The organism is Streptomyces viridochromogenes DSM 40736 (assembly GCF_000158955.1).
Taxonomy (GTDB): Bacteria; Actinomycetota; Actinomycetes; order Streptomycetales; family Streptomycetaceae; genus Streptomyces; species Streptomyces venetus.
The window spans coordinates 8,191,171-8,203,467 of the sequence record NZ_GG657757.1 but is presented as its reverse complement, the minus strand read 5'-3'; the positions used below and the strand labels follow the sequence as shown (position 1 = coordinate 8,203,467).

At 71.5% G+C, this 12,297-nt stretch carries 11 protein-coding genes and 2 pseudogenes; 5 read left to right on the top strand and 8 right to left on the bottom strand.

Going from position 1 to position 12,297, the window contains the following annotated elements; genetic code table 11:
- Together SSQG_RS35985 and SSQG_RS35980 are read left to right on the top strand one after the other, a co-directional pair.
- A partial coding sequence (locus SSQG_RS35985; RefSeq protein ID WP_039934391.1) for a carboxylesterase family protein occupies positions 1-205 on the top strand: 205 nt, incomplete at its 5' end.
- Positions 202-1,569 carry a phenylacetate--CoA ligase family protein gene (locus tag SSQG_RS35980; RefSeq protein ID WP_003994921.1) on the top strand — a complete coding sequence of 456 codons (1,368 nt, stop codon included), beginning with the start codon at positions 202-204 and terminating at the stop codon, positions 1,567-1,569. The genes SSQG_RS35985 and SSQG_RS35980, both read left to right, overlap by 4 nt.
- On the opposite strand, the gene SSQG_RS35975 is transcribed toward SSQG_RS35980, so the two are convergent.
- The 6 genes from SSQG_RS35975 to SSQG_RS35950 form a co-directional block, all read right to left on the bottom strand.
- Complete coding sequence (locus tag SSQG_RS35975; protein ID WP_039934389.1) at positions 1,564-2,211, bottom strand: TetR/AcrR family transcriptional regulator; 648 nt, start codon at positions 2,209-2,211, stop codon at positions 1,564-1,566. The genes SSQG_RS35980 and SSQG_RS35975 overlap by 6 nt on opposite strands.
- A 41-nt stretch (positions 2,212-2,252) precedes the next feature.
- Positions 2,253-3,413, bottom strand: a complete 1,161-nt coding sequence (locus tag SSQG_RS35970) for an ABC transporter substrate-binding protein (RefSeq protein ID WP_003994919.1) — start codon at positions 3,411-3,413, stop codon at positions 2,253-2,255.
- A gap of 121 nt (positions 3,414-3,534) precedes the next feature.
- A complete protein-coding gene (locus SSQG_RS35965) occupies positions 3,535-4,638 on the bottom strand; it encodes a branched-chain amino acid ABC transporter permease (RefSeq protein WP_003994918.1) in 1,104 nt (367 codons plus the stop codon).
- A complete protein-coding gene (locus tag SSQG_RS35960; RefSeq protein WP_244299376.1) occupies positions 4,635-5,525 on the bottom strand; it encodes a branched-chain amino acid ABC transporter permease in 891 nt (296 codons plus the stop codon). The genes SSQG_RS35965 and SSQG_RS35960 overlap by 4 nt, the downstream gene beginning before the upstream one ends.
- On the bottom strand, positions 5,522-6,331 hold the full coding sequence (locus SSQG_RS35955; protein ID WP_052310396.1) for an ABC transporter ATP-binding protein: 810 nt from the start codon (positions 6,329-6,331) through the stop codon (positions 5,522-5,524). Before SSQG_RS35955 ends, SSQG_RS35960 begins: the two co-directional genes overlap by 4 nt.
- A complete protein-coding gene (locus SSQG_RS35950; protein WP_039934387.1) occupies positions 6,328-7,086 on the bottom strand; it encodes an ABC transporter ATP-binding protein in 759 nt (252 codons plus the stop codon). Before SSQG_RS35950 ends, SSQG_RS35955 begins: the two co-directional genes overlap by 4 nt.
- Positions 7,087-7,274: 188 nt before the next feature.
- Here SSQG_RS35950 and SSQG_RS35945 point away from each other — a divergent pair, with 188 nt between their 5' ends.
- A complete protein-coding gene (locus SSQG_RS35945) occupies positions 7,275-8,570 on the top strand; it encodes a PucR family transcriptional regulator (protein WP_003994915.1) in 1,296 nt (431 codons plus the stop codon).
- Positions 8,567-9,232 (top strand): TetR/AcrR family transcriptional regulator, encoded by a 666-nt coding sequence (locus SSQG_RS35940; RefSeq protein WP_208865692.1) that lies wholly within the window; start codon positions 8,567-8,569, stop codon positions 9,230-9,232. The genes SSQG_RS35945 and SSQG_RS35940 overlap by 4 nt, the downstream gene beginning before the upstream one ends.
- On the opposite strand, the pseudogene SSQG_RS40085 reads toward SSQG_RS35940, so the two are convergent.
- A pseudogene (locus SSQG_RS40085) lies at positions 9,120-9,966 on the bottom strand (class I SAM-dependent methyltransferase). The gene SSQG_RS35940 and the pseudogene SSQG_RS40085 sit on opposite strands and share 113 nt — an antisense overlap.
- Before the next feature lie 34 nt (positions 9,967-10,000).
- Entirely contained in the window at positions 10,001-10,510 is a 510-nt protein-coding gene (locus tag SSQG_RS35930) for a metallophosphoesterase family protein (protein WP_039934385.1), read from the bottom strand.
- 209 nt (positions 10,511-10,719) lie between these two features.
- Here SSQG_RS35930 and SSQG_RS35925 point away from each other — a divergent pair.
- Positions 10,720-12,297 (top strand): annotated as a pseudogene (locus tag SSQG_RS35925) (glycosyltransferase family 2 protein); the annotation flags it as partial.

The window sequence follows — 12,297 nt, the reverse complement described above, 5'->3', positions numbered from 1 at the left end:
CACGATGACCGCCTACTGGGCCCACTTCGCGGCCACCGGCGACCCCAACGCGCCCGGGACTGAGCCCTGGCCGCGCTACACGGCCGACGGGGACCACATCCAGGTGCTGACACCGGAACGGGTCGGACCCACCACCGAGTTCGCGGCCGACCACCACTGCGCGTTCTGGCAGCCCGCTCCCGTTCCCGGAGGAGCCGTGCGATGACATCGACACTCGCCCTGATCCGGGATGGGCGCCGAACGCTGCGGCAGGGTCTGGACGCCCTGGCGCACCGGCAGCGTGAACGGCTGGCCGCGATGATCGACTTCGCCCGCACCCACTCCCCGTACTACCGCGAGCTGTACCGCGCCCTGCCCGAACGCGTCGAGGACCCCGTCCTGCTGCCGGTGACCCACAAGCAGAACCTGATGGCGCGCTTCGACGACTGGGTCACCGACCCGGAGGTGTCCCTCGACCGTGTGCAGGCCTTCGTCGCGGATCCGCGACGCGTCGGCGAGCGCTTCCTGGGCCGGTACCTGGTCACCACCACGTCGGGAACCACCGGCCACCGGGGCCTGTTCCTGCTCGACGACCGCGCGACGGCGGTGGTCAGGGCCCTGTCGCTGCGGGCCGCCCGGCGTTCACTCACCCCCAGGGTGACGGCCCGGCTGCTCGCTCGCCGCGTGCGGTCGGCGCACATCGTGGCCACCGGCGGCCATCTGGCCGCGCACGCCGTCCTCGTCCGCTCCCGCGCGGCCGGCCGGCTGCCCGCCCGGGGCAGCCGGGTGCTGTCGGTACACAGCCCGCTGCCCGAGCTGGTGGACCAGCTCAACCGGTACCGCCCGGTGTTCCTGGCCGGCTACGCCACCGTGATCGCGCTGCTCGCCGGCGAGCAGCTGGCCGGCCGGCTGCGCATCGCGCCGGCCGTGGTGTCACTGCTGGCCGAGGGCGTCAGTGAGCACGACCGCCGAAGGATCCGCTCTGCCTTCGGGGCGCACCTGGTCGACACCTATGGCTGCAACGAGAGCCTCGCCCTGGCCTACGGCTGTCCGTTCGGCTGGCTCCACGTCCACAGCGACTGGCTGATCCTGGAGCCCGTCGACGCCGACCACCGCCCCACCCCGCCGGGCCAGGAGTCCTTCACCGTGCTCCTGACCAGCCTGTGCCGGTGGGCGCAGCCGATCCTGCGCTACGACCTCGGCGACAGCGTCCTGCTGCGCCCGGACGCGTGCCCGTGCGGAGACCCGCTACCGGCGATCAGGGTACGTGGCCGTGCGGCTGACCTGTTGTCCTTTCCGCGCCGGGACGGCGGCAGCGTGCGGATCGTGCCCATGGCCTTCGAGACGCTCCTGGAGCGGATCCCGGGCATCGACCTGTTCCAGATCGTGCAGACGGCGCCGGCCCGCGTCCGGGTGCGGCTCCGTTGCGCCGCCACGGCCGATCCGGACCGGCTGTGGACGGCGGTGCGAAAGGAGATGGCCGCCCTGCTCACCGCCCACGGTGCGGGCCAGGTGAGCGTCGAACGCGCCCACGAGCCACCCGAGCAGTCCGCGGGCGGCAAGTACCGGGTCGTCATCCCCTGGTCATGACGCGGCCGGAGGGGCGCCCTCGCCAGGGGCGCCCCCCACCGTGACGCCGTGGTGGGCCGCCAGCCCCAGCAACGCCACACGCAGCGGTCCGGTCTCCAGGACGGTTTGCGGCTCGAACCAACGGGCCACCGCGGTTCCGCTCACCATCCTCAGCGTGAAGCGCGCCATCTCGTCCGCCACCTGGGGGCGCTCACCCAGCGCGAAGACGGAGCTCACCGACTCCCGGGCCCAGTCCACCAGCGCGTCGCGGTAGTGACGCACCTCGGCCACAGCGGCCGTACTGGCGTCCTGCTGCACCATGCCCAGCCCCAGCAGCAGCTTCACACCCCGCGGGTGGCGCTGGAACGCGCCCTCGAGCTCCGCGAGAAAGGTGTCCAGACGCTGCGCGACGTCGGCGCCCGGCACCTCGGCCGGAGGCAGGGCCGCCAGCAGAGCGGTCCTGGCGCGCTCCAGCACCGCGACGTAGATCCCGTCCTTGCTGCGGAAGTGCCAGTAGATCGAACTGACCGGCAGACCGCAGGCGGTGGAGATCATCGAGATGGACGTGGCGGCGAAGCCGTGGCGGGCCATCAGGTCGCCGGCGGTGTCGAGTATCGCGTCGCGGGACCGCGCGCCGCGGTCCAGGGCCGGTGCCTCCGTCATAGGGCCGACTCTAGAGGAGGCACCGGCCGGCGGTGTCGGGTTCAGTTCTCCGGAGAGCCGAACTCCTTGCGGGTGTCCACCGGTTCGCCGAACAGCTGCCAGCGCTCGCCCTTGAACCGCATCAGCTGCATCGTCTCGAGCGGGAAGGCGTCGTCGGACCCGGTGGAGAGGGTGACACCGGGCAGCAGCATGTCCACCTTGACGTCCTTCAGATCGCGCACCGCGTCCCGCAACCCCTCCCTGGTCGGGCATTTCATCCTGTCCAGGGCCTTGTGCAGGCTGGAGGCGACGGCCCAGCCGTAGGCGTTGAACTGGTTGTCCGGATCGGAGTCGGGCGCGTACTTCTTCAGCGCATCCTTGTACGTCTTCATCTCGGCGTCGTCTGCCCACCGCGGGTCGGCGGGGTCCTTGAAGTAGGTCGCCGAGACCAGGCCCTGGACGTTCTTGAACCCGACGGGCTTGAGCACGCTGGTGGACGCGGACACGGCGTTGACGATGTGCAGCGGGTCCCACCCGGTGTTCTTCGCGTCGGCGGCGAGGGCCTGGCTGCCGAACTTCGGCGTGGTGACGTCGAGCAGCACATCCGCCTTGGATCGGGCGAGACTTGTCATCTGCGCGGAGACGGAGGGGTCCGTGACCTCATAGCTCTCCTCGGCGACGACCTTGATGCCGCTGCCGTCGACGGCCGCCTTGAACCCGCCGAGCAGATCCTTGCCGAAGTCGTCGTTCTGGTACAGGACGGCGACCTTGGCCTTCGGCTTCTCCTCCTTGAGGTATTTCGCGTACACCCGTGCCTCGGACACGTAGTTGGGCTGCCAGCCGGTGGTCCACGGGTGCTTGTCGTCCGTACCCCAGACGGAGGCGCCCGTGGCGACGAAGGGCTGAGGCACCTTCCGCTTGTTGAGGTAGTCCCACACGGCCGCCGTGGACGGGGTGCCGAGGGTCTGGAACACGGCGAAGACCTTCTCCTGCTCGACGAGTCTGCGGGCCTCCTCGACCGCCTTGGGCGGCTGGTAGCCGTCGTCGCGGACGACGAATTCCACGGTGCGGCCGTCGATTCCGCCCTTGTGTTGACGTACTTGAAGTAGGTGTTCACGCCGTTGCCGATGGTGCCGTACGCGGAGGCCGGTCCCGACAGCGGGTAGATCCCGCCCAGCTTGATGGCCTTGTCGGTGATGCCGGTGGTCTGCTGGCCCCGGCACGCGCCGTCGGCGGCGGCGTCCTTGTCGTCCTGCCCGCGCTGGCTGTTGCAGGCGGTGGCGAGGAGCAGGGCGGCGGACGCGGCCGCGGCCGCCCGCAGAGGAGTCGTCTTGCGCATGTGAATCATTCCTTTTCCGTGCGGGGCGGTGCGCCCACGGGTTCGGCGTCGGCAGGTGCGGGATCCGCGGCGGGGGCCGTGGTGGGCGCGGGCTCGGGCGTGCGGCCGGCGGCAGGGGCGGTACGGGTGAGGCGGCGGGTGGCGGCGTCCCGGGCACGGCCCGCGAGGCCGGCCAGTCCCGTCGGGGCCACGAACATCACCGCGATGATCAGCAGGCCGAACACCACACCGGGCGCCGCGTCGCTGACGTCCTGGGCCACGCTCGGCACGTACATCACGAACGCCGCCCCGAGCAGCGGCCCGTACAGTGAGGCGAGGCCCCCGACGACGAGGCCGGCCAGCAGCGTGATCGACAGGACGAAGCTGAATGAGTCGGGTGAGACGAAGCCGATCACCCACGTGTACAGACACCCTGCGACGCCGGCGAACATCGCGCTCCAGGCGAAGGCGAGGGTCTTGTGCAGGGACAGCCGTACGCCCATGACCTCCGCCGCGCTCTCGTCGTCCCGCAGGGCGAGCAGTGCCCGGCCGACCCGCGACCGCAGGAGGTTGCGGGCCAGCAGCAGGGCCACCGCGGTGACGGCGAGGACGACGAGGTACATCCACTGGTCCTCGGCCAGCCCGCTCCACGCGGGCGGCTGCAGCTTGTCCACGGTCAGTCCCATGGAGCCGCCCGTGACCGGCTCGAGCCGCTTGAGCAGCGGTGGCAGGAACACCGCGAACGAGAGGGTGACCAGAGCCAGGTACAGCCCGCGCAGGCGCAGGGCGGGCACTCCGAATCCGAGGCCCAGCAGGAAGCATCCCGCGGCCGCGACCGGCAGCGTGGCCAGGTGGGCGCTGTCGTAGCGGTCGAGCATGACGGCCGCCGTGTAGGCCCCAGCCGCGAAGAACGCGCCGTGCCCGAGCGAGATCTGGCCGCCGAACCCGACGAGCAGGTTCAGTCCGGCCAGTGCCACGGCGTACAGCAGCACCATGGTCAGCTGGAACACCTGGAACGGGGCGAAGTAGAACGGTGCGCCGACGGCGACCGCAGCCGCGAGCAGCGCGGTGAGCGCGGCCCGCAGGCTCCGGGCGCGGCCGGTGCCGAGTGTGGTGAGGATCGTTCTCATGCGCGCTCCACCGCCGCCCGTCCGAACAGGCCCTGTGGCCGCACCAGCAGCACCGCCAGGATGATCACCAGGGGTACGCCGACCTTCAGATCGGCTCCGATCACGCCGACGTACGCCCCGGCCAGCGTCTCGGCGACGCCCACGACCACGCCGCCGACGACTGCGCCGACCGGGCTGTCGAAGCCTCCGAGGGTGGCCGCGGCGAACGCGTAGATCAGCACTCCGCCCATCATGTTGGGCTCCAGGAACAACACGGGGGCGACGAGCACGCCCGACACCGCGCCGACCGTCGCGGCCAGCCCCCAGCCGAGCATCAGCACCCGGCCCACCCGGATGCCCGACAGCCGGGCGGAGGCGGGATTGCACGCGGCCGCCCGCATCACCAGACCGGCGGAGGTGTGCTGGAACAGCAGGTAGAGCAGGCCCATCACGACGGCCACCACCACGATGATCCCGAGCGTCGACCAGTCCACCCGCACCCCGGCCAGGTCGATCCCGCCGTCGGGGAACGGCTGCGGGAAGTCCTTCACGGTGAACGACCAGATCAGACCGGCCATGGCGTTGACGAAGATGAACAGGCCGACCGTGACGATGACCGTCGTCAGCTCGGGCGAGTTCCGCACGGGACGGATGACGATCCGTTCGACCAGCATGCCGCCGACGAACGACACCGCCAGGGTGACCGGCAGCGCCAGCCAGAACGACATCCCGGACGACACGAGTTGCCACGCCACATACGTGGAGATCATGGCGAGCTCGCCCTGTGCGAAGTTGACGATGCCGGTGAACCGGTGGATCAGCACCAGGGCAAGTGCCAGGCTGGCGTAGACGGCACCGGAGCCGATCCCTTCCACCACTTGCTGGAGCACTTCGGTCACGGCGCTCACCCGTTCTTCCCCGCGCGGACGGAGACACCGAGGTACACCTCGGCGACCTGCCCGTCCTCGCGGATCTCCGCGGCCGGTCCGGACAGCACCAGCCGGCCGGCCTCCAGTACGTGGGCTCGGTGCGCGACATCCAGCGCGAGTTGGGCGTTCTGTTCGACGACGACCACGGTGGTGCGTTCCTCCTCGTTCACGGCCCGGACGATCTCGAACAGCTCGCGCGTGACCAGCGGAGCGAGCCCCAGCGACGGCTCGTCCAGGAGCAGCAGCGAGGGCCGCAGCATCAGTGCCCTGCCGATGGCGAGCATCTGCTGCTCGCCGCCGCTGAGGCTGCCGGCCGTCTGACGGGACCGATCGCGCAGTTTGGGGAAGTAGTCGTAGATCCGTTCCAGGTCGGCCGCCACGACCGCGCGCTCGGCGCGGCCCCGCCGCCACCGGCCCGTGCGCACATGGGCGCCCACGCGCAGGTTCTCCTCGACGGTCAGGTCGTTGAAGGTGCCCCGGCCCTCGGGCACGTGCGCCACGCCGAGCCGGGCGGCCTGCTCGGGCGATCGGCCCAGGAGTTCCGTCCCGTTCAGGGTCACCGAGCCCTGACCGCGGACCATGCCGCTCAGGGCCCGCATGGTGGTTGTCTTGCCCGCGCCGTTGGGTCCGAGGATCGCGCACACTTCGCCGCGTGCGACGGTGAAGTCCAGGCCTTGGAGCACGCGGGCCTGGCCGTATCCGGCGTGCAGGCCGGACACCTTCAGGAAGTCCGGCTCCGCACTCGCCCCGGCCTCGGTGGGGGCGGTGGTGGTGGGCTCGCTCATGCGGCCACCCCCAGGTACGCCTCGATGACCGCCGGGTCGCGCTGGATCTCCTCCGGCGGGCCCTCGGCGATCTTGCGCCCGAAGTCGAGACACACCACCTTGCCGCACAGGCCCATCACGAACCCCATGTGGTGTTCGACCACCACGAGCGTCAGGTCGAAGTCCTCGCGCACCGCCCTGACCAGATCCGCGAATGCGTCGACCTCGCCGTGGCTGAGGCCGTTGACGGGTTCGTCGAGCAACAGCAGCCGGGGGCGTGCCGCGAGCGCCCGGGCGAGCTCGACGCGTTTGAGGGTGCCGAACGGCAGCCCGGAGGCGGGGTGGTCGGCGACATCCGCCAGCCCCAGCCGCCGCAGCGAGTCCTCCGCCTGGTCACGTAGTTCCCTCTCCTCCCGCCGGACGCGGGGCAGCCGGAGCGCCGCGGCGAAGTGACCGGTGCGCCCCCGGCTGTGGGCGCCGACCATGACGTTCTCCCGGACCGTGAGTCGCGGGAACAGCCCCAGGTTCTGGAAGGTGCGGGCGATACCGCGCCCGGCCACGGAGTGCGGCGGGAGGGCGAGCAGGTCCTCGTCGTCGAACCGCACCGTCCCCGCATCGGGGGTACAGCGCCTGGTGAGGCAGTTGAACAAGGTAGTCTTGCCGGCTCCGTTCGGTCCGATGAGCCCCACGGCGGTGCCCGGCTCGACGGTGAACGCGACACCGTCCAGTGCCGTGATCCCGCCGAAGCGCACGCTGATACCGTCGACCGTGAGCATGAGTGACGCCCCTTCCGAGGTGCTGGGGGGTGAGCGAGCGTCACAGTAGGTGGGGGTCTTCCGGGCGCACATTGGGTGCGAGCACCCAACTTCGCGGCCACCGACTTGTGCGCCGCGCCCAACCACCCGGACATCTCGCACCCCGTGCCTGTTGACGCGACACGAGGCGGGCAGCGACGATCGGCCCCATGCCTCGCGGTCCCGCCCTGGGCGCCCCCGCACTCTCCGAACCGCTCAGCCGGGAGCGGCACCGCATCCTGCACGCCGTGCAGGACCGGCTCGAGGAGATCACACGCACCGCCGTCGCGGTGATGCGTACGGAGATCCCGTCGTACGCCCTGCAGGACGAGCGTTTCTTCGACGACGTACGGGATCAGGTGCTCACGCACTACCGGATGCAGCTGGCCGCGCTGGCCGGCGACCGCGACTTCGCCCCCGAGGACCTGGTCTTCAGCCGGGCGGCAGCCATGCGCAGGGCTCGTGCGGGGTTCGCTCTGGAGGACTGGATCAGCGCCTTCCGGGTCGGCCGGCAGGTGCTGTGGGAGGTGCTGCTGGACTGCGCGGGCCCGTCCGCCGAGGCGCAGCAGGCCGCCCTGTCACTCGTCACTCCGCTGATGCGGTACGTGGACTACGCCAGCACCCATGCCGCGCAGGCCTATGTCGAATACAAGCAGCACGTGGTCGCGGACGCGGACCGGGAGCGCCGGGACCTCCTGGACCAACTTCTGTCCGGCGCGGCACCGACGCGCGGCCCCCTGCTCCCCGCGGCCCAGGCGTACGGCATCGGGCCGCACTCGCCGATGATGGCGATCGTGGCGGTGTGCGTCGACGACACCCGCACCGGCGACCTCACGTCCGCCGAGCACGGCTACGCGACCAGCGCGTCCATCAGCGTCGCCGGGCCCTGGGCCGGCCGAACCCTGGTCGTCGTCCGCCACGGTGAGGTGGTGGCGGTGCCCGTGGTCCGCACCGGCATGGACGCGGAGGACATCTGTGCTCACTTCGAGGCCGTGCAGCGGCGGCTCGCGGGGGAGGGAACCATGCTCGCCATGGGCATCAGCACCGTCGCCCAGGGCGCAGGCGAACTGCCTCGCGCCTACGGCGAGGCCCGGGCCGCCCTCGACCTCGTGCCGAACGGGGGCGGGGTGGCGGCACTGCCGCGCCTGTCCCCGTTCGACTACCTGGCGCTGCGCGCCGACGACCTCGCCCGCCAGTTGGTCGATCCCCGTGTGCGTGCACTGCTGGAAGAGGACCGAAGACGTGGCGATCCGCTGGCCGCCACCATACGGGCCTTCGCGGAGGCGGATCTCAACCTGCGGCTGGCCGCCGACCGCCTGCGGGTGCACCACAACACGGCGCACTACCGGTTGCGCCGGATCGAGGAACGCACCGGGCGCAACCCGCGCCGGATCGCCGACCTCCTGGAACTGCTGGTCGCCCTCGCCATCCGCGACGGGGCCATGGAAGACGGAGAACACCAGTGAGTGGAATCGTGGAGACGACGGGGACGCAGACGCCCCGCAGGCAACCGGACCGAGAGGCGACGACGCGGCTGCCGGACGTGCACGCCGAGCAGGACGGCTCTGCTCGGCACGCCCTGCTGGGCGCGGCGCTCGAGGTGTTCACCGAGCGCGGTTACGCCGAGGCCGGCCTCACCGAGATCGCGGCGCGCTCCGGCCTCCTGGTGGGCAGCCTCTTTCAGCACTACGGCGGGAAGCGCGGTCTGTACCTCGCCCTCTGGGAGGAGTTCCGGGAGGAGCAGGAGCGCCGGACCGCGGCCACGCTGGCCGCCGAGCGTGAGCGTGGCGTGGACGATCCCGTCGACCTCTTCGTCGCGGGAGCCAGGGCCTATCTGGAGGGGGCCTGGGACAACCGTCGTATCGCCATGCTCCTGGTGGAGGACGACGGCCCCGCCGGCTTCGACGCGCTGCGCCGCCAGTGGGACCGCGCGTGGGTACGGCGCAACGCCCGGCTCCTGGAGGTGGACGAGAAGCGACGTGTCGGCCGGGTTCGGGTGAGAGTGCTGACCACCGTCATCGGCGGGGCGGCACGCGAGCTGGGCGACTGCGAGGACGAGGGGGAGGCCCGGGAGATCGTGGACGCGGTGTGCGGCATCCTCGTCCACCTGTCGGCTCTGCCCGGCTGAACGACCGGGTCCAAGTCCACCGTCCGCTGCTCATCGGGGAGGTGGCGAGGTCGAGACGTCCGGCCGCGATGTTGGCGAGGTGGCGCTCGATCTCCTCGTCCGTGGCGAGGCGTTCGGCGACGAGTCTGTCGCGCACCTGCCGGACTGTGGCCGCCTCCAGGACGTCGCACGCGGGCGAGGCGACCGGGAAGTGGGCGTCGGCCTCCACGTCGGCGAGGCTGGCCTCGCGCGGCAGCCGGGGCAGCCGGGGCAGCCGGGGCAGCCTGCGACCCTAGGCGAGGTCGGCGCCGCGTTGCCGCAGCAGCTGGCGGAAGCCGGTACGCAGCCGGTTGGCGAGCTCCCGCCCGGGGCCGTACTCGTCGGGGCAGATCAGCGGTTGCAGCGCGGGGTCGGCGTCCTCGACCAGCAGCCACCCGCCCGGGCGCAGTGCTCGGACCATGGTGCGCAGCGCCGTCTCGCGCTCGGCCGCGTGGACCAGGACGAGTCGGGCGTGGACCAGGTCGAAGGGCCCGGCCGGGGGTTCGTCGCGGGCGACGTCGTGGCGGAGTTCCTCGACTCCCGCGATGGCGGCGGTCTCGGCCCAGGACACGTCGATGCCGGTGGCGAGCACGCGCCCGCCGGCGCCGTCCATCGTCGATCCCGACCGCCTCGAAGTGCCGGAACGCCGAGGCGTCGAAGCGGGTGCCGGCCTCACTGCGCCGGTTGCCCAGGACGTACCCCTCGTCCTGAGCCATGCGGCGATCATGTCACGGGTACGGGAGAGCCAGGTCAGCGTGGTGTGCGGGCCGGCAGCCGGTGCAGTTCCACGTCGGTGAGCAGGCCGTCGGCGACGGTGGCGGTCATGTAGGTGCAGTGGGGCTGGCGGCGGCGGTCCGTCGGGGAGCCCGGGTTGAGCAGGCGCAGGCCGGTGGGGGCCGTGGTGTCCCAGGGGATGTGGCTGTGGCCGAAGACCAGGACGTCGAGATCGGGGAAGCGGGCGGCGCAGCGCTTCTCCCGGCCCTGGGCGGGGCCCGTCTCGTGGATCACGCCGAAGCGCAGTCCGCCCAGTTCCGCGTGGGCCACCTCGGGCAGCCGGGCGCGCAGGTCCGGGCCGTCGTTGTTGCCGTACACGGCGACGAGCCTGCGGCAGCGGTCCTCCAGCAGGTCGAGGGTGGCCGTGTCGACCCAGTCGCCGGCGTGGAACACGACGTCGGCCCGCGGGAGTTCCGCCAGCAGCCGCGCGGGCAGTTCCCTCGCCCGCTTCGGCAGGTGGGTGTCGGACATGAGGAGCAGTCGCACGCCTTCAGCCTAGGGGCTGCCGACCGCTCCGCCCCGGAACCCATTTGACCGTGAACAGACAGACGCGGCTGCTCAGTTGTACCGCGGACGGCGATGATCACGTCCCGGTATCGAAGTGCGGGGCGGCCTTCCGGGCCGGGTTAGCATCGGGCAACACGCAGTAAGACAGGACGTCTACGGCAAGCGACCCGAAGGGGCCCGATATCCCGATGCCGGTCAAGGTCAGCGTCATCATCCCCGTGTACAACCCGGGGGTCTACATCGAGGACTGCATCTCCTCGCTGCAGAGGCAGTCGCTGCCTCCCGACGAGTACGAGGTGATCTTCGTCGACGACGGATCGACCGACGAGACTCCGGCCCGGCTCGACGCGCTGGCCGCCGAGGACCCCCGGGTGAAGGTCATCCACCAGGAGAACTCCGGCTGGTCGGGCAAGCCCCGCAACGTCGGTATCGCCGCCTCCCGGGGCGAGTTCGTCATGTTCGTCGACAACGACGACTACCTGGGCGACGAGGCCCTGGAGCGGATGTACGACTACGGCGTGGCCAACGGCGCCGATGTCGTGGTGGGCAAGATGGCCGGCAAGGGCCGGGGGGTGCCGGTGGAGCTGTTCCGCCGCAACCACCCGCGCGCGACGGTCGAGAACGCGCCGCTCATCGACAGCCTCACCCCGCACAAGATGATCCGCCGGGCCTTCCTGGACCGCATCGGCCTGCGTTTCCCCGAGGGCAGGCGGCGCCTGGAGGACCACGTCTTCATCGCCGAGGCGTATCTGCGCGCGGAGAACGTCTCCGTGCTCAGCGACTACGTCTGCTACTACCACATCCGGCGCGACGACGGCTCCAACGCGGGCTTCGAACGCTTCGATCCCGTCGGCTACTTCAAGAACCTCCGTGAGGCCCTCGACGTCGTCGAGCGGTACACCGAGCCCGGCCCGGTACGCGACAAGCTCTTCCGCCGCTGGCTGCGCGTGGAGATGGTCGAGCGGCTGCGGGCCCGGCGCTTCCTGCAGCTGCCGGACGACTACCGCAGAGAACTGTTCACGGAGATCCACCAGGTCGTCGTCGAGCGGTTCGGGCCCGGGGTGGCGGCCGCGATGCAGCCGACACAGCAGGTCGTCGCCGCGTTCACCGCGGCCGACCGGTACGACGACGTCGTGTCGTTCGCCCAGTGGGAGGCGGGGGTCGCGCCCAAGGCGGCTCCCGAGCACGTGGAGTGGCGGGACGGCTCCGTCAGCATCGGTTTCACCGCCGAGTACGTGTCGGGCGACCAGCCGATGACCTTCCCGGCCGACGTCGAGACGACACCGCTGAACGACACGCCCAAGGACGTGACGGGAGGCGGTGGAGTGGGTGGCCGCGCAGACCGCCGCCCGCTTCGGGCAGGCCACCGCCGATCTGCTGCTGCGGGAGCGATCCAGTGCCGCGCAGTACTTCCAGCCCGTGCGGCTGACCCGGGAGACCGTGCCGGTGGGGGACGGCGAGGAGGTACGGCTGGTGCTGCGGGCGACCGCCACCGTCGACCCGGCCGCCCTGCCGCGTGACGGCGCCTGGGACGCGGTGGTCCGGGTCAAGCTGGGCGGCTGGACGAAGGAGTGCCGGCTGGGTCCGGCGCCGCGTGAGAGCCGGCCGGTGCCGGAGGCCGGGGTCGTCGGGAGCCGCACGGCCCTGCCGTACTGGACCGAGCCGCACGGCAACCTCTCCCTGGAGCTGGGCACACGCGGCAGGCGGCTCGGGCTGGGCCGGGTGAAGCAGTCCGACGTCACCGTCTCCGGGGGCCGTTTCCGCGC